Source organism: Aequorivita marina (assembly GCF_031631895.2).
In the GTDB taxonomy this organism is placed as follows: Bacteria; Bacteroidota; Bacteroidia; order Flavobacteriales; family Flavobacteriaceae; genus Aequorivita; species Aequorivita marina.
Window position 1 is genome coordinate 68,741 of record NZ_JAVMBW020000007.1, and the last position, 16,267, is coordinate 85,007.

The 16,267-nt window shown below is 38.0% G+C and carries 17 protein-coding genes; 10 read left to right on the plus strand and 7 right to left on the minus strand.

The genetic code is table 11. From position 1 onward, the window contains the following. Positions 1–40 precede the first annotated feature (40 nt). Positions 41–673 carry a hypothetical protein gene (locus QPK98_RS09720; protein WP_310993073.1) on the plus strand — a complete coding sequence of 211 codons (633 nt, stop codon included), beginning with the start codon at positions 41–43 and terminating at the stop codon, positions 671–673. A 7-nt stretch (positions 674–680) separates the two neighbouring features. Here the strand turns inward: QPK98_RS09720 and QPK98_RS09725 are convergent, their stop codons facing one another. After that, positions 681–1,514, minus strand: coding sequence for a universal stress protein (locus QPK98_RS09725; RefSeq protein ID WP_310993074.1), 834 nt, complete (start codon positions 1,512–1,514; stop codon positions 681–683). A 225-nt stretch (positions 1,515–1,739) separates the two neighbouring features. Here QPK98_RS09725 and QPK98_RS09730 point away from each other — a divergent pair, with 225 nt between their 5' ends. From QPK98_RS09730 to QPK98_RS09765, 8 genes are all read left to right on the plus strand, one after another. Beyond that, positions 1,740–2,246: a cytochrome c gene (locus QPK98_RS09730; protein WP_310993075.1), complete on the plus strand. Its 507-nt coding sequence runs from the start codon at positions 1,740–1,742 to the stop codon at positions 2,244–2,246. A 71-nt stretch (positions 2,247–2,317) separates the two neighbouring features. Continuing rightward, positions 2,318–2,893, plus strand: coding sequence for a fasciclin domain-containing protein (locus QPK98_RS09735; RefSeq protein WP_310993076.1), 576 nt, complete (start codon positions 2,318–2,320; stop codon positions 2,891–2,893). 33 nt (positions 2,894–2,926) lie between these two features. After that, positions 2,927–4,897, plus strand: a complete 1,971-nt coding sequence (gene nosZ, locus QPK98_RS09740) for a Sec-dependent nitrous-oxide reductase (protein WP_310993077.1) — start codon at positions 2,927–2,929, stop codon at positions 4,895–4,897. 213 nt (positions 4,898–5,110) lie between these two features. Next, a complete protein-coding gene (locus tag QPK98_RS09745; RefSeq protein ID WP_310993078.1) occupies positions 5,111–5,725 on the plus strand; it encodes a hypothetical protein in 615 nt (204 codons plus the stop codon). 118 nt (positions 5,726–5,843) lie between these two features. Next, positions 5,844–6,278, plus strand: coding sequence for a nitrous oxide reductase accessory protein NosL (locus tag QPK98_RS09750; RefSeq protein ID WP_310993079.1), 435 nt, complete (start codon positions 5,844–5,846; stop codon positions 6,276–6,278). Between the two features lie 205 nt (positions 6,279–6,483). Then, positions 6,484–7,737 carry a nitrous oxide reductase family maturation protein NosD gene (locus QPK98_RS09755; RefSeq protein WP_435373097.1) on the plus strand — a complete coding sequence of 418 codons (1,254 nt, stop codon included), beginning with the start codon at positions 6,484–6,486 and terminating at the stop codon, positions 7,735–7,737. After that, positions 7,724–8,434: an ABC transporter ATP-binding protein gene (locus tag QPK98_RS09760; protein WP_310993080.1), complete on the plus strand. Its 711-nt coding sequence runs from the start codon at positions 7,724–7,726 to the stop codon at positions 8,432–8,434. Before QPK98_RS09755 ends, QPK98_RS09760 begins: the two co-directional genes overlap by 14 nt. Further along, positions 8,427–9,209: an ABC transporter permease gene (locus QPK98_RS09765; protein ID WP_310993082.1), complete on the plus strand. Its 783-nt coding sequence runs from the start codon at positions 8,427–8,429 to the stop codon at positions 9,207–9,209. The genes QPK98_RS09760 and QPK98_RS09765 overlap by 8 nt, the downstream gene beginning before the upstream one ends. Positions 9,210–9,625: 416 nt before the next feature. On the opposite strand, the gene QPK98_RS09770 is transcribed toward QPK98_RS09765, so the two are convergent. The 4 genes from QPK98_RS09770 to QPK98_RS09785 form a co-directional block, all read right to left on the minus strand. Next, the gene (locus tag QPK98_RS09770) at positions 9,626–10,183 is read right to left on the minus strand and encodes a hypothetical protein (RefSeq protein WP_310993083.1); all 558 of its coding nucleotides are present in this window, start codon (positions 10,181–10,183) and stop codon (positions 9,626–9,628) included. A gap of 77 nt (positions 10,184–10,260) precedes the next feature. Next, complete coding sequence (locus QPK98_RS09775) at positions 10,261–10,701, minus strand: hypothetical protein (RefSeq protein WP_310993084.1); 441 nt, start codon at positions 10,699–10,701, stop codon at positions 10,261–10,263. A gap of 200 nt (positions 10,702–10,901) precedes the next feature. Next, positions 10,902–11,204, minus strand: a complete 303-nt coding sequence (locus QPK98_RS09780) for a type II toxin-antitoxin system RelE/ParE family toxin (protein WP_310993085.1) — start codon at positions 11,202–11,204, stop codon at positions 10,902–10,904. A gap of 1 nt (position 11,205) precedes the next feature. Beyond that, positions 11,206–11,427 (minus strand): hypothetical protein, encoded by a 222-nt coding sequence (locus tag QPK98_RS09785; protein WP_310993086.1) that lies wholly within the window; start codon positions 11,425–11,427, stop codon positions 11,206–11,208. Between the two features lie 803 nt (positions 11,428–12,230). On the opposite strand from QPK98_RS09785, the gene ltrA reads away from it, so the two are divergent. Then, positions 12,231–13,493, plus strand: coding sequence for a group II intron reverse transcriptase/maturase (ltrA, locus tag QPK98_RS09790; RefSeq protein WP_310993087.1), 1,263 nt, complete (start codon positions 12,231–12,233; stop codon positions 13,491–13,493). Positions 13,494–13,630: 137 nt separating this feature from the next. Here the strand turns inward: ltrA and QPK98_RS09795 are convergent, their stop codons facing one another. Continuing rightward, entirely contained in the window at positions 13,631–14,503 is an 873-nt protein-coding gene (locus QPK98_RS09795; protein WP_310993088.1) for an alpha/beta fold hydrolase, read from the minus strand. A gap of 70 nt (positions 14,504–14,573) precedes the next feature. After that, positions 14,574–16,130, minus strand: a complete 1,557-nt coding sequence (locus QPK98_RS09800; protein ID WP_310993089.1) for an IS1182 family transposase — start codon at positions 16,128–16,130, stop codon at positions 14,574–14,576. Between the last annotated feature and the right edge of the window lie 137 nt (positions 16,131–16,267).

The following is a 16,267-nucleotide window of genomic DNA, read 5'->3' on the forward strand; positions in this document are numbered from 1 at the left end:
AAGAACGTACCTTGGTAAGGTTTCGGCTAATTTGAATATTATGAAAAAACTACTTGCGTTATTGATTTCCCCGATTTTCTTCTTCAGTTGTTCAAGTACCAAATTGGTAGATGAATACATTAATACCGAAAACCCAAATTTTCATCCTAAAAAGGTTTTGGTGATTGGGCTAACGCCTGATGGTGGTTTACAACGTCAATTTGAATTTAGCCTTGTCAATGCGCTGAAAGCCGAAAATGTTAATGCCGTAAAAAGTGTTGACTACTTTGAAGCCCATGTAGCTACAATTGATCAAGCTGAGGGGAATCTGGCAAACCTTGAAAACGAACTTTTAAAAACTGGTTTTGATGCCGTTATTTTTTCTAAAGTTATTGGGCAAGAGCATAAAGTTACCCTCGCCCAATCTTATAGAAATTTATCAAAGAGCTTTCAAACATTTAGTGACTATTACAATGAAAATAAAATAATTTCTGGCAAAGAAAACACAGAAGATTACCCTGTTTATAATACCGAAACCTCATTGTATTGTTTATGCCCAAACCAAAAACAGGATTTAATATGGCGCGGAAACATAGATATTGTCAATCCATCCGGTTCAGAAACTACCATTATGGATTATGTAGAAACGCTTTTAAAACGGTTTAAAAAGAATAAAATCTTAGGAAAAAATTAATTCTACTTTACTTCAGTATTAATAGAGGTACCGACGAGGCATAGCTAATTTTAGTTGTATCTGAACCAAAAATAAACCGGTCTAAAAATTTCTTTTCATCGTCAATCACAGCATGAAAATCAATTGGGATTAGTTGCTCAAAAGCACTAACTGCCACTGGTGCAGGTAGATCTTTAATGCTGAAACGTTCAAAATTGACATCTTTAAAGATAGCTTCGGTAGCCTTTCGCTTGCCATCTAGGTTTTTCACACTTTTGCCTTTTTCTAAAGTTTCAAGAACCTTAAGTGCTGCGGAATGATTGATAAGTGTGTCTAATAAAGCTTTCATGTTCTCTTCCGTAATGTCATGTTGATAGTTTAACGAAAGTAAAACCGAATTGATGTCCTTAAAACCATAGTTTTCAGGTATTGCAAGAACTGGGCATTTTGCATTTCTAACGGCCTTAACGGTGTTGCTTCCAAAAACAACACTTGCCGCCCCCGTAGCACCTTTAGTACCCATTACAATTAATTCAATATTGTGATCGGAAACCGTATGGTTTATAGCATCTATTATGTTTGCAAAATCAACTTTTGAGACAAAGCTAAAATCCTCATTTGGAGCAAGTGATTTGCAAAACTCAATCAATTTTTCAAGCTCCTTTTTGTTATCACTTAAGATGCCATCATGAATGGAATCTGCTCCGGTGCCGGTAAATACATCGGCAGTCATGTAACTGGAGGGTATTTGCGAATTTAAGAGGTGGAAGGTGCAAGTCTGCCCTTTAAAAAATTGCATGGCATATTTAATAGCATGCTTTGCGTTTTCTGAAAAATCTGTAGGTAAAAGAATGTTTCTCATGGTTTTTGTTTTGGTGAAAAATAAGCAATAAGAAACGTATTCAAAATGACTTTTGTCATACCCTGGCTTCTTAAATATGTTGATATTTAAAACGTAAGAGATTTGATTGCCAGTAACATATTAATTGTTCAGATTATAGGATTAAAAAATCCTATTTATGATAAAAGTCATATTCTATTTGGTAATACAAGCCTAATTTTGTCACGTAAATTAAATTTAACAACTATGAAGATCATAATTAAATCAATGGCCGCATTAGCAATACTATTATTAGTTAGCTGTGGCGGAAAAGAAGAAAAAAAGGATGAAGGCATTAAAATTGGCCAAAAGCCAGCTGCTACCGAAACTCCTAAAGAGGCTCCTGCCGAATCTACAACCAAACCCTCTGAAACAATAGATTTGACTAACAAGGGTGTTGGGCCTATCAAAAATGTAGAGATTGGTGAAAACATAGATCAAGCAATGGCAGCAAAAGGAGCAGAGGTTTTTAAAGCTAACTGTACCGCATGCCATAAAGTGGATAAAAAGTTTATTGGTCCCGCGCCAACTGGAATTTTAGAAAGACGTACGCCAGAATGGGTTATGAACATGATTATGGATCCAGAGGGTATGACCAAAAACGATCCGCTTGCCAAGGCGCTTTTAATGGAATTTAATGGCTCGCCAATGGCTAACCAAAATATGACTGAGGAGCAGTCAAGACAGATACTTGAGTATTTTAGAACACTTTAATATTTTACTTAAACAACCAACCAGCCCTTGTAGGATGCTAAAGCCTACAAGGGCAAAAAACCAAGATTATCATGAAAACAACCATCAAAATGCTATTCGTTTCAACTGCAATACTCGTGTTTTCTGCTTGTAAAAACGAAACGAACTCTGAAGGGAATGCGCCTGTAGTTGACAGTCCCACAGAAACTGAGGTATCTTCAAATAAAGGGCAAGCTTTTATTACTGATGATGAATCTGCACCAAGCGTGCTTCAAATTGCAATTGATTCTCCAGACCACACCACCCTGGTTGCAGCCGTACAAGCGGCCGGATTGGAAAATTCACTGGTTAATGCAGGACCCTTAATGGTTTTTGCACCTACTGACGCTGCTTTTGACGCTTTACCTGCCGGGACGGTAGACGATCTTCTAAAACCTGAAAATAAAGACCAGTTAGCGGCTGTCCTAAAGCATCACGTAACTCCTGGAAACTATTCAAAAGATTTTTTGAAAAAATTTAAGAAAGTAGGCCAAGCTGGTGGTCAGGACGCCAAAGTAGAAGTAAAAGACGATGATGTATACGTAGGCGGAGCCAAAATAATTGGTAGTGTGCCCGCAGGAAACGGTATTGTTCACGTAGTGGATAAAGTAATATTACCAGAAAATTAAACTTAAAATCAATCTAATTTAAACCATAAAGTAATGAAAAAAACAATTAATATTTTGATTGCTCTTGTTATGGCTGCCGGAATGGTGAGCTGTAATGATGGCGGTAAGCAAAAAGCTAAGCGAGGCGCTCAAGGAGGTCTTTCTACTAACGCTGCCGAACGCGTGTATGTAGCTCCAGGCGAGCACGATGAGTTCTACGGATTTATGTCTGGTGGGTTCAGTGGTCAGCTTGGTGTGTATGGGTTACCATCTGGACGCTTGTTGAAAGTGCTTCCGGTATTCTCACAAAACCCAGAAAACGGATGGGGATATTCTGAAGAAACAAAGCCTATGTTGAACACCTCATACGGGTTTGTGCCATGGGATGACTCTCACCACCCCGATATTTCGCAGACCAATGGTAAGTTGGACGGACGTTGGGTATTCATTAATGGTAATAATACCCCACGTATTGCACGTATTGGTCTGGAGAGTTTTAAAACCGAAGAAATTATAGAGATTCCAAACAGTGCAGGTAACCACAGTTCTTCTTTTATTACTGAGAACACAGAATATGTAGTTGCAGGAACCCGATTCTCTGTACCTGTTCCACAAACAGATATGTCTATTAAAGACTATAAAGGAAACTTTAAAGGCGCTTTGACATTTATAGAAGTGAATCAAGAAACAGGAAGAATGGGGATTAAATTCCAGCTGATGATGCCTGGGTTTAACTATGACCTTTCTCACCCTGGACGTGACAAGAGTCATGGTTGGTTCTTCTTTACAACATATAATACAGAAGAGGCACACTCTTTATTAGAGGTAAATGCTTCACAGAACGATAAGGATTTTATTGCAGCAGTTAACTGGAAAAAGATTGAGGAATACGTAAATAACGGGGGCGGAAAAACAGTTCCTGCTAAATATGCACATAACATCTTAGATGAAAATTCGCATACTGCTACTTCAACCATTAAAGAAGAAGTGCTTACGGTAAACCCAATGGATGTTCCTGGAGCGGTATATTTCTTGCCTACTCCAAAATCTCCACACGGTTGTGATGTTGACCCAACGGGTGAGTATATTGTAGGTAACGGAAAACTTTCTGCCGACTTAACAGTTCATAGTTTCACCAAAATGATAGATGCTATTGAAAATGAAAGATTTGATGGCGAAGCTTATGGAATTCCAATCTTAAACTTTGAGGATATTCTTGCAGGTGTTGTAAAACAACCTGGATTAGGACCACTTCACACTGAATTTGATGGTAAGGGGAATGCGTATACCACTTTCTTTATCTCTTCTGAAGTTGTAAAATGGAAAGTTGGTACTTGGGAAGTTATAGACCGTCAACCGGTATTCTATTCTGTAGGTCATGGAATGATTCCTGGAGGAAACTCACGCGAACCATTTGGAAAATACTTTGTAGCCCTAAACAAGATTACGAAAGATAGATATTTGCCAACAGGGCCAGAGCTTACACAATCTGCTCAACTGTTTGATATTACAGGTGAAAAAATGGAATTGTTGTTAGACTTCCCTACCATTGGTGAGCCGCACTATGCAGCTGCGATTCCTGCAGAAATGGTTGCTCCTAACTCCAAAAAGATCTTTAAACTAGCTGATAACACGCACAAGTATGTTTCACATTCAGATTCTGATGTTAAAGTTGTGCGCGAAGGGAAAGAAGTTCATGTTTATATGAATATGATCCGTAGCCACTTTAACCCAGATAACATTGAAGGTGTAAAAGTTGGTGATAAAGTATATTTCCACGTTACAAACCTTGAACAAGATTTTGATGTACCGCACGGGTTTGCAGTAATTGGTGCTAACAATGCTGAATTGCTTGTTATGCCAGGAGCAACCGAGACCCTTGTATGGGAGCCCAAACAAGTAGGGGTGTGGCCAATCTATTGTACTGACTTCTGCTCTGCACTTCACCAAGAAATGCAAGGGTACGTTCGTGTAAGTCCGGCCGATTCCGACATCGAATTGTCTTGGAGTCTAGGAGAAGATTAAAAAGATGTTTTTAGTTGTGAAAATACTCGATTAGTGATTAATGGTATTTTCAATAAAGACGGGGGTTGTTGATTTCCCCCGTCTTTTTAAAAACAATACTTATAAAACCCTGTGTTTTAAAAAGTATAAAATCACACTTCCAAATAGCTTCAGCCACACTCTAGCTAAAAATCCAACCAAACACTGATGTTTAAGCACTAAAATTTAAACAAAATGAAAAAAGCAGGAATTATAATGATAATTGGCTCCTTGCTATTATTGGGTCTTTTTAAGTTTCCACTGTGGAACATTGTATTGGGTGCTCCCCAATACCCAGATCCGCTTGGAATGAATATTTATATACAAGGTATTGAAGGGGTAGAAGAGTTTGATATTCAGAATATTGATGGCCTTAACCACTATATAGGGATGAAACCCATTCCGAAACCAGAAGAGATGTGGGAGTTTGAAGTGTTTCCTATGGTAATAGGTATTATGGTTGCCCTAGGTGTTATAATCGGAATCCTTGGTTTTTTGGGTAAAGTAAGTTATAAGTGGTTTCTGGGCTGGTTTATAGTAATGTCTATCCTGGGCCTTCTAGGAATGTATGACTTTAACCTTTGGTTAATTGAATACGGAACCGATCTTGACCCTATGGCAATAATGAAACTCGAAAATTTAGATGGAACACCAATGACCTATAAGCCACCTTTACTCGGGTACCAAAAAATGCTCAACTTTGATGTTGACTCATGGCCTTCAACAGGCGCATACATGATATTTATTGGTATGTTACTGACCGTTGTGGCGTTCTTTGTAGGGAAAAAGGAATATAACAAAGTAAATTAAAAAAGCGCTCCTTCCTTTTTTTCCAAGGGAAGGAGCTTATTAAAAAGCTGCAAATTTTTTAACAAAACGAAAGAGGTAAAATGGAATTAAGTAAGGCCTAACTTTAATAAGAATAACTATGAAATTCATAAAATTAGCATGTATAATACTACTATTTACAGCTTGCAATGTAAGCCCACAGCCTATCAATTATGGTCAGGACGCTTGCCACTATTGCGATATGACCATTGTAGATAGACAGCACGCCTCTCAAATGGTTACAGCCAAGGGAAAGGCTTTTAAATATGATGCTATTGAATGTATGGTACATTCGTTACAAGACGAATTTAAAAACACCGAAATGGCATACTATTTAGTGGCAGATTTTAATCAGCCTGGCGAATTGGTTAATGCTACAGCGGCTTCGTTTTTGGTTAGTGAGGAATTGCAAAGCCCTATGGGTGAAAATCTTTCAGCCTTTAAAAATGAAGAAGCTGGAAAAAAAGCCAAAGCAAAATTTACCGGCAAAACTTATACTTGGCAAACAATTCAAGAACATTTAAAGTTGCGTTAAACAAATAAGAATGATAACACTAACTCGTATAAATGATTCTCTTAAAATTTTTCGAAATCTTTAAAACATTCATAAAACCAGAGGTTGGTCTAGTGTTGAAATAACAACATTATTATCGGTATCTATTTAAAATTCTTATCTTCATCTTTTTTTAATTCACTTCAAAAAAACGAATATTTTCGTATTGAAAAACTTTACTTGAATTTTGAAAAATAAACCCTATATATTATTTCTCTTTATTGCTTTGTTTTCTATCGCAAACGTGTTGTCAAATACAATAACCGTATGCGCTACTTGTTCGGTAAAAACAATTCAGCAAGCGGTGAACCAAGCAACAGAAGGCGATACAGTCTTAGTGAAAAAAGGCGTTTATAAAGAGGCTAATATCAAAATTAACAAAAGCATTACCTTAATTGGAGAAGACCTTCCTACCATTGATGGGGAAGAAAAAGGCGAAATTATAACCATTGGCGCCGACAATGTTACGCTAGACGGATTTAAAATTATCAATGTTGGCGTTAGTTATACTACAGATTATGCCGCTGTACGTGTAGTAAAAAGTCAAGGTTTTACCATTCAGAATTTAGAACTTGAAAAATTGTTCTTCGGAATTTATCTTCAAAAGTCTGATGATGGAAAAGTCTTGAACAATACCGTTAGGGGAGAAGCGGTAACCGAATTTAACTCTGGGAATGCCATTCACCTCTGGTACTGCAAAAATGTTGAAGTAAGAGGGAATGATGTGCAACGAGTTCGCGATGGCATATACCTTGAATTTTCAGACAACATTCGTATAATAGATAACTTTAGCAAGGGTAACGTGCGGTATGGTCTGCATTTTATGTTTAGCAACGACAATTATGTTATTAATAATGTGTTTGAAACCAATGGAGCTGGCATTGCCTTGATGTTTTCAAAATTTATGGAGGTGCACAATAACGTCATTAAAAACAACTGGGGTACCGCCGCTTATGGCTTACTTCTAAAAGAAGTTAACGATGCCAATATAAAAAACAACACATTTAAAGAAAACACAGTTGGTATAACGGTAGAGGGAAGCAACCGGTTAGAATACTCCAACAACGATTTTGTTAGCAATGGTTACGCGTTAAGAGTGAAAGGCGCTTGCTACGAAAACTTTGTTGTTAAAAACAACTTCTTGTATAATTCATTTGATATTTCTTATAACGGAAGAATCAACGACAATAAATTTGATAATAACTATTGGAGCAGTTACACGGGTTACGACCTTGATAAAAATGGAATTGGCGACGTGCCTTTTCGCCCAGTAAAACTGTTTTCTTATATCGTTAACCGCACGCCAGAGACTATTATTTTAATGCGAAGCCTGTTTATTGACATTATTGATTTTTCTGAAAAAGTTTCACCTGTATTTACACCCGATGATTTGATGGATGAAAATCCACAAATGAAACGTATAGACCATGATAGAAATTAAAAACTTACATAAAAAATTTGGAAAGAACGAAGTGCTAAAAGGTATCGATCTTTCTATAAATGAAGGGGGAATTTTTTCAATTCTTGGCCCAAACGGATCTGGAAAAACCACACTGATAAAATCAATCTTAGGGATGGTATTGCCAGATTCCGGCGAAATATTTATCAATGGAAATTCCTTAAAAAACGACTATAAATATCGCGATAAAATTGACTACCTACCGCAAATTGCAAATTTTCCTGGAAACTTAAAGGTGAAGGAGCTCATTGCCATGATCAAAGATTTAAGAGCTTCAAAAGCCACCAATGATGAGGAGTTGATTGCTTTGTTTAGGTTGGAGCCATTTTTAGACAAACGATTGGTAAACCTTTCAGGAGGCACCAAACAAAAAGTGAACTTAGTACTCACGTTTATGTTTAATAGCCCTTTGATAATTCTGGATGAGCCAACCAGCGGTCTAGACCCGATTTCGCATCTGCGATTGAAAAACTTGATATTTGCCGAAAAGGAAAAAGGAAAAACCATTCTCGTTACGTCGCATATTTTGAGTTTTGTTGAAGAAATTGCCGATGAGATTGTTTTTCTTTTAGAAGGAAAAATTTATTTCAAGGGCAGTATCCCAGAATTGAAGACCAAGACCGAACAACCCGATTTTGAACACGCAATAGCCTCCATTTTATCCGCTAGTTATGCTTAAGATATTAAAATACAGTTTTTACGATTTAATGCGAAGCCGTTGGAGCTACGTATATTTTTTATTCTATTTATTGCTGGGTGTTGTATTGTTGTTTTTAAACAACGACCTCTCTAAGGCAGTAATTACCCTAATGAACGTCATTATTATTCTCGTGCCGCTTATTGGGACAATTTTTGGAGTAATGTACTATTACAACTCCCGTGAATTTACCGAACTGCTTTTAGCACAACCCGTAAAACGGAGTTCCATATTTTTGGGGCAATACTTTGGTGTGGCTACCAGCTTGGCAATGAGTTTGGTCATTGGGTTGGGCCTGCCGTTTGTTTTCTACGGAATATTTAATAGTAATGCTATCTGGGACTTTTCACTATTATTGGTAACGGGTGGTTTTCTTACCTTTATTTTTACTGCTTTGGCTTTTGTAATAGCACTTTCAAACGAAAATAAAATCAAGGGCTTTGGCTATGCAATACTTTTATGGCTCTTTATGGCAGTAATCTATGATGGCATCTTTTTAATGTCGCTGCTATACTTTGAAGATTATCCGTTGGATAAATTCTCTTTGGTGGCCACAATGTTAAACCCCGTAGATCTGTCGCGGGTATTGATCTTGTTAAAACTGGATATTTCGGCATTACTGGGTTATACCGGAGCTGTTTTTCAAAGGTTTTTCGGAACCAATTTCGGTTTAATCCTATCATCCGTAATGTTGGTCTTTTGGGTAGTAGTACCAACTTTCTTTATTTGGAGAATAGCCAAACGGAAGGATTTTTAAACAAGTAACACACCGTTTGAAGCATAGGTGTGAATAGAACGTTTGTAAGGCACCTAAATCATCAATCCTATGTTTTCACTTAAAAACATACCATGCTTAAAAATGGCTTATCGAAGCTCGGTTTTATAAAAATTATCATTAGTGTCCGATTAAAAGAGTGAGAAAATTTGTTGAGTCACAGAAAATAGGCAATTAGAATATTTTTTATTTAATGACAGCATGCTATTATACTTAGCATCAAAATTTATCGATTAAAAAGTATGTTTAATCAATTTTATCTAGTTTTCAATCTATTAAAAAGCAAGTCTTACGTCTTTCAGCGCAGCGGTCTTATATCTTAGTCGGACACGACTAAAAAGTTATAGGGTTTTGTACTTATTTGTCGTAGGAGGAATGGCTACTTTTGTTAGCAAATGTTATTTGTTTTTAGCTTTTTTTAAAGCTTCCCAATATTCTGGATCTACTGCTTTCCAATATACTTCATAAAATTTTTTGTTTTCAAAGTCATGGCTTCTTATAAGATCAGCAAAAAGAGTGGTAATGGCTTTCTTTTCGGTTGAAGTTTCAGACAACAAATCTTTATTTTTACTATCAAATACCATAACCGAAGCATAAATGTGTTTCCTGTTCTCAACTCCATTAGTCATAATAGTATATTTTTTTCCATTAGAGAACAAATCAATATTCTCCCATTTTAATATGGGTCTAATACTATTGCTTGGGTAGATTTCCTTATCCCATTTACCATAATTATCATACATCACTTTATGTGTGAAGACTGAATAATATACACATTGAAACCTTAACTCATTGAATAATATTGTATCATTCTTGTATACTGTTTCGTATTTTTCATTTCGTATTTCAGAAAAGTTATTCTTGTAGATCTTTGGACATTCATTTTTTCTATTAGTTTTTGCAGAAGAGCAGCTCAATATTATTAATGTTCCCATTAAGGTTGAAATAGATTTCATTTTTTATTTTTAGTGTTTGCTGGCGGGTTATAATAATTGCAGTTATGGCTATACTGGTGTTGGCACGTCACTTTTATTTACCAACTCAAACAGAAACTATTTTTGCCCTGGTCTCTGTCAATTTGCATTGAACCTGCTTCAGCTCCATAAGTCCAATGGCCGGCAAAATTCAGTTTTATTGGATCAGTGTTTTTAGTTACCGTGACGTTACTTATTTTCCAAATTCGGGTCGATTCGTAGCCTTTAGTGTTTCGTGTGTCAGTGTCTAAAGTCCATTTAACAATTCCGTTTTCTTTTAAAGTTAGAGTAGGCGATAGCGAGTCATTTCGATTGTCTAAAATCAGAATTCCGTTATTTTTCAACTCAAAGAATTCCGAGTTTTCCGAAATTTTATTTTGATTAATTAATACGGCATTGAATGGTCCGTCATCCATTCCGCAACCACTCGCAAAAGTGTACATTACATACCCTACAAATCCTATGTATCCCATTATTCCGATTCCAATAATCGAAATCATCCAAATTAGTATTTTTTTTGTGGTTTTGTTCAATTTGTACGTTCGTTAAGGCGCAACGGTTAGTGTATGAGCAGTGGCGTGTTTCAGCAACTAAATTAGGGAATAAAAACCGAATTGAAAATCCGCGTCCCGATAGCTATCGGGATTCGTAAGTAGGCGAGAACTAGCAATGAATTATACACGGTGTTGGGCTTTCGTTTTTATATTTCTTTGTCTAATTTATTTGGGTTTTGTCTTGTGTCAAATAAAGTAACAATATTGATTCGCTTGGAATTATAACGATAGTATAAAGTCGTTTGTTTTGTGATTACACATTTTCTTAAACTTTTTCCTTTTTTAGATTCAGGAAATATTTCAGGCTGGTTTTTAATAATTTCAATAGATGAATCTAATTTTTCAACAAAGTCTTTTTTTGCTTTAACAGACCACTCTTTGATTAAGTATTCGAAAAGTTTTTCTAATTTCTTTTCGGCTGTTATTGAAATGACCACTCTTCTGCTCAATTTACCTGTGTTTTTGCATAAAAGATTCGTAATCTGTTACTTCTCCATTTTCTATTTCGCGAGAAGCTTTCTCAATTTCCTTTCGTTGTTCCATGGATAAATCGTCCCAAAAATCAGTTGTTTTTGATTTTTTGAAGATTTTTTTAATTGATTCAATAATTTTGGGATTTTCTGTATCCAAAAGCATTTTAACAAGTTCTATTTTTTCCGCCTGAATATTCATCACGTTTTATTTTAAAATCAAAAATAAGGATATAAACCTAAATTTTTGTTGAAACGATGTTTTTTTTAAAATGCTTGGCAACGTCCCGGCTATGAATAGTGCGTCTAAAAATACACTGATTTTTGAAATAGGCACTTAGCCAAAGCTTTGTTTTTTACTTATTTTCAGTATTGCGCCAAAATAAAGTTTTGGCGACCTCGTAAATATACGATTGCTTTTGGAATAATCTCCGGCGCAGCATTATTTATAGCCATTGTGTGTGCCCAGCATGGGCATCTTTTAGATTACCGAAAGGTAACTAATTAATCTTGAGGGTGCAAGTCCCTTATGGGCAGGGGTAACGCCTTGAACCATTAGTAAGCTGTAAGGTCGCTATCCGTGAGGATAGGACTGAAGGGAGCAGGCCTACAAACCTCGGTACTGACGAACAGGAATCAGATAAGAGGCTGTTAGGTTGGATGAGCAAGCACATCATTGTGAAGTCCAGAACACTTTTAAAGTGAACACCGAAGCAGTAGATCTGGCAGGAATCGAGGGAAAGAAGATGTCATTACCCCGATAAAAATCGGGGCAGGCTCTGGGGAGGTCTCTATAACCACGAATTGGGTCAATAGAGAAGTCAGCCGAGGTCATAGTACCCACGGGAAACGAGGCGCAGAGAAGACTGCACAGGCCTCACAAGTGGGGAAGGACTGAACGATAATGGTCCTTAATGAACGAAGGAGCGATTTTACGCTACGGATAGTTTTCCAGTAAGATAGTAGCCTTTGATTAAGCGGGACAGCAAATTAATTTTAGTATTAATGATCAAACAATTAAGAAGTAAAAAGAACCTAAATGCTGCCTATCGGCAGGTGTACCGCAATAAAGGGGCGGCAGGCGTGGATGATGTTCAAATAACAGAACTAAAATCCATTCTACAAGCTCACGGAAAACAATACGCCCAGCAGATAGAAAAGGAATCTTATCAAGTGTCTCCAATACTGGGTGTTGAAATACCAAAAAGCAATGGGAAGATACGTTTACTCGGTATTCCGACAGTTGTAGACAGGGTGTTTCAACAAGCATTGCAACAAGCTTTGCAGCCCGTACTCGAGCCAGATTTCCAAAAGCACAGTTATGGGTTCAGGCCAAACCGCAATGCGCATCAAGCCCTTGCACAGAGCCTTGAAAATATCAACACAGGACACCAGCACATAGTGGACATTGATTTAAAGAGCTTCTTTGATGAAGTGGAACATTATGTGCTTCTTGAACTGATATATAAAAAGGTAAAATGTAAGGCAACGATGAAGTTGTTGCGTTCATTTCTTAGAGCACCAATACTGATTGACGGTAAACTGCACAAACGCAGAAAAGGAGTTCCGCAAGGTTCTCCTTTAAGTCCATTGCTTTCCAATATCCTGCTCAACGAGTTGGACAAAGAGTTGGAAAAACGTGGACATCGTTATGTAAGGTATGCCGATGATTTCAGTATTTACGTCAAGAGTAAGAAAGCTGCAAAACGGGTAGGCAACAGTATCTACAAGTTTTTGCGGGACAAACTCCAGCTTCCCATAAATAGGGAGAAGAGTGGCATACGCAAGCCTTTGACCTTTCAAGTATTAGGATTTGGTTTTGTACCGACCTACAAGAAAGGGGAAAAAGGGAAATACCAACTCGTGGCTGGATCGTCAAAATGGAAAGAGTTCAAAGCAAAGCTTAAATACTTGACTAAAAAGACAATCCCCGTGAGTTTTGAAGAACGTATCTCACGCATCAATCTGCTGATAAGAGGCTGGATAAATTACTTTAGACCGGCATCCATTCAGGGAAAACTTAAAAAGTTGGAAGAATGGCTAAGAAACCGTTTACGGTACTGCATATGGCACCACTGGAAGAAACCCGAAAGGAAACGGAAAAACCTGATTCGATTGGGAATTGACAAAGATCAAGCTTACGCTTGGAGCCGTACCAGAATGGGCGGTTGGGCAGTTGCCCAGAGTCCTATTTTGCGTACCACCATTACCGTAAAACGGATAAAGATGAAAGGTTATGTTAGTTTGACCGAATACTACAAACGATGAGTTTCATTATTGAACCGCCGTATACGAGACCCGTACGTACGGTGGTGTGAGAGGCGCACCGTGGGCTTTACTGCTCACGGCCGTCTACTCGATTGGCAGTAGTTATTTTATTGTACATAATTGTATAGTTTTACATTTTACTGTTTTAAAAACCTTATAATTGTTTCATTAAATTCTTTTGGTTTCTCCATATTTAATGAATGACCAACATCTGTTAAAACAACTCGTTTAGAGTTCTTTATGTTTGACTTATATAGTTTTGAAATTTCTAAAATATCTTCTGAATCTTTATCTCCAGAAATTATTAAACTAGGTATTTCAATCTCTTTTAACCTATCAATCGAGTTTATGGAATCTAAAGAAGAACGAGCTTCGCCCCAATGGTTGTTTATGTTATAAGATATCATTTCCTTAAGGTTTGTTCTAGCCTTCAAATCCATTTCGGACTCTTTTCTTTTAGGGCCAACTATCCAGTATTTATAAGATAATTTTCCCACTTTTAGACTATCATTATCTTCATACGCTTTTTGTAAAATTTCATATTTTTTTCTAGTTTTTTGGTTTGCAAACCAATCCCAACCATTTATTCCAGGTGAAACTAATATTATTTTGGTTACTTTATTTGGATATTCAAGAGCATAATCTGTTGCAAGAACTCCTCCCCAAGATAAACCAATGATACTCACTTTTTGACCGTTACATTTTTCGTTTATAAAATGATTGATTATTTCAGTTCCTTTTAGGTCAACCTTTCCTCTTTGCGTTTTTCCGTGTCCTAACTCCGAATAGCGAATGGTTTTAAAATTTTGTTTGTTCAAATCTGAAATTTGGCTATCCCAAGCAGATAAGTTCAATTCGCCACCGTGTAACAAAAGTACTGGATTCCCTGTTCCAGAAATTTTATAATGAACTTTGCTATCTTCAATTTGTAAATAACCTTCTTCGGTTACCTCTTTTTGGGTACAAGAGGTAACAATTAGAAATAATAATAGATTAACTAATAACTTCATTTTTTAATTCTAGTAACTGGTTTTTAATTACTGCCAACGTCAGTCTGTCTCAAAACTACGTTAATTTCCTTTAAAAATCTGGTGCGGTTCTGATATTTCCAAATTCAATGATATGTACGAGATGTTTATCAAAGTCAACTATCGGTTCGTAGGGAAGCGAAAAATGGGCAATATCTTCCAAAATGGGCCCTAAAAGCGAATTGAAATGTGCGAAAAGGGAGTTTAGGCGCATTTTCACCCCTAGGTTGAAGAGTCTTTTTAGATTATAGGCCAAGGTCATCAGGCCGGCATCTGCCGAAGCCACCGTTATCTTCCTTTTGGTGATTATGTGGTCAAAGCCCCACTGGCGTTTCAGGGTGCCGTACGGATGTTCCACCAGTGCCTGTCGTTGTTTATAGCGTTCCTTGTTCTGGGCCACCCTACTGGCATTGGCTTCTATGTAAGGGGTGTATTCACTTCGCTGGACGATTTTTCCATTTTTTGCCTTGGTGCATAAATCGCGAGCCGGACAACCTTTGCAGGCCTTGGTCTTGTACTGTTTGAAAGTGTAGTTTCGTGCTTTATAGCGGCTTTGGTTACTGGTGAGTCTATTTCCCTCGGGGCAGGTGTAGGTATCGGTTTTTTGATCGTACTGAAAGTTCTCGGCATTGTACCTCGGATCGGGCGCCTGGCTGGCACGGCCAATGGCGGGGATGGCAACCAAGGTATCGATGTCCAGGTCGTGTGCTGTTTTAAACTCGCTTCCGGTGTGGTAGCCTTTATCGTACAATGCCGTAAAAGCACTGGTTCTTAAAATGGACTTAGCTCTACAGAGCATGTTTCCCATGGCTTTCTTATCATTTTGGTTGGTGAGCTTGTAGTCTATGAGTATCTTGTTTTGGGCATCGACGGTGGTTTGAAGTGTGTAGCAGACCTCTGTGATCATCCCGCGTACGATTTGGTGCCGGCTATCGGGATCTGATGTGGATAGCTGCGGGTTTTCCGAGCTTTTGTCCGCCTCGAGCTCTTGTTGGATCCGCGTGTATTTTCCGTGGTGTTTTTTGTGCTTGGCCAATTGCGCCCGGTGCTCTTCTGCTTTATCCCCGTCGGCTTCTTCCAGTGCGGCACTGTGCTCCTTGAGCTTGTTTTCGATATACTCCAGGTGGCGTTCAATTTTCTTTTTGTTGTAGTTGTTCTTCTTGCTGTTCTGGGCGCGCAGTTTGGTGCTGTCCCCAGCGATGAGCATACCGCCTATGAGGTTGAAGTTGCGTGCTATGGCAACGCTCTGTCTAAACACCCTACGGATGGCCTTGGGATTGTCTTTCCGGAACCGGGCGATGGTATTGTGGTCGGGGGTCAGGTTCTTGAGCAGCCAGATGGCCTCGATGTTTCGCCGGCACTCTTTTTCAAGTCGGCGGGAGGAACGCATTCGGTTCATGTAGCCATAGATAAAAAGCTTGAGCAGGTCAGCGGGGTGGTAGGGTGGCCGGCCTTGAGCGGAAATGGATTTAAAACCCATCTGGGCAAGGTCGAGCGACTCGACGAAGGCATCGATAAAGCGGACCGAATTGTCATCCGGAACCATATCGTCAATACAGGTGGTAAAAAGTGCAAGCTGATCGCGGGGCTGTCCTTGTTGATATTCCATGCTTCAAGATCGGTATTTAACACGGGTTTTCCACGAAAAATCAAAGCAAGTTTTTCACAAAATAAACGGGAGTGTATTATACTGATATAGGTTGACCTTTTTTCGGGTCTGTTTTGCACGTCCAAAATATTTTTTTT

What these genes read in the sequence shown, in the direction of transcription:
- QPK98_RS09720 (WP_310993073.1), top strand. Translation starts at nt 41, where the DNA reads ATGAAAAAACTACTTGCGTTATTGATTTCCCCGATTTTCTTCTTCAGT.
- QPK98_RS09725 (WP_310993074.1), bottom strand. Translation starts at nt 1,514, where the DNA reads ATGAGAAACATTCTTTTACCTACAGATTTTTCAGAAAACGCAAAGCAT.
- QPK98_RS09730 (WP_310993075.1), top strand. Translation starts at nt 1,740, where the DNA reads ATGAAGATCATAATTAAATCAATGGCCGCATTAGCAATACTATTATTA.
- QPK98_RS09735 (WP_310993076.1), top strand. Translation starts at nt 2,318, where the DNA reads ATGAAAACAACCATCAAAATGCTATTCGTTTCAACTGCAATACTCGTG.
- nosZ (WP_310993077.1), top strand. Translation starts at nt 2,927, where the DNA reads ATGAAAAAAACAATTAATATTTTGATTGCTCTTGTTATGGCTGCCGGA.
- QPK98_RS09745 (WP_310993078.1), top strand. Translation starts at nt 5,111, where the DNA reads ATGAAAAAAGCAGGAATTATAATGATAATTGGCTCCTTGCTATTATTG.
- QPK98_RS09750 (WP_310993079.1), top strand. Translation starts at nt 5,844, where the DNA reads ATGAAATTCATAAAATTAGCATGTATAATACTACTATTTACAGCTTGC.
- QPK98_RS09760 (WP_310993080.1), top strand. Translation starts at nt 7,724, where the DNA reads ATGATAGAAATTAAAAACTTACATAAAAAATTTGGAAAGAACGAAGTG.
- QPK98_RS09765 (WP_310993082.1), top strand. Translation starts at nt 8,427, where the DNA reads ATGCTTAAGATATTAAAATACAGTTTTTACGATTTAATGCGAAGCCGT.
- QPK98_RS09770 (WP_310993083.1), bottom strand. Translation starts at nt 10,183, where the DNA reads ATGAAATCTATTTCAACCTTAATGGGAACATTAATAATATTGAGCTGC.
- QPK98_RS09775 (WP_310993084.1), bottom strand. Translation starts at nt 10,701, where the DNA reads ATGATTTCGATTATTGGAATCGGAATAATGGGATACATAGGATTTGTA.
- QPK98_RS09785 (WP_310993086.1), bottom strand. Translation starts at nt 11,427, where the DNA reads ATGAATATTCAGGCGGAAAAAATAGAACTTGTTAAAATGCTTTTGGAT.
- ltrA (WP_310993087.1), top strand. Translation starts at nt 12,231, where the DNA reads ATGATCAAACAATTAAGAAGTAAAAAGAACCTAAATGCTGCCTATCGG.
- QPK98_RS09795 (WP_310993088.1), bottom strand. Translation starts at nt 14,503, where the DNA reads ATGAAGTTATTAGTTAATCTATTATTATTTCTAATTGTTACCTCTTGT.
- QPK98_RS09800 (WP_310993089.1), bottom strand. Translation starts at nt 16,130, where the DNA reads ATGGAATATCAACAAGGACAGCCCCGCGATCAGCTTGCACTTTTTACC.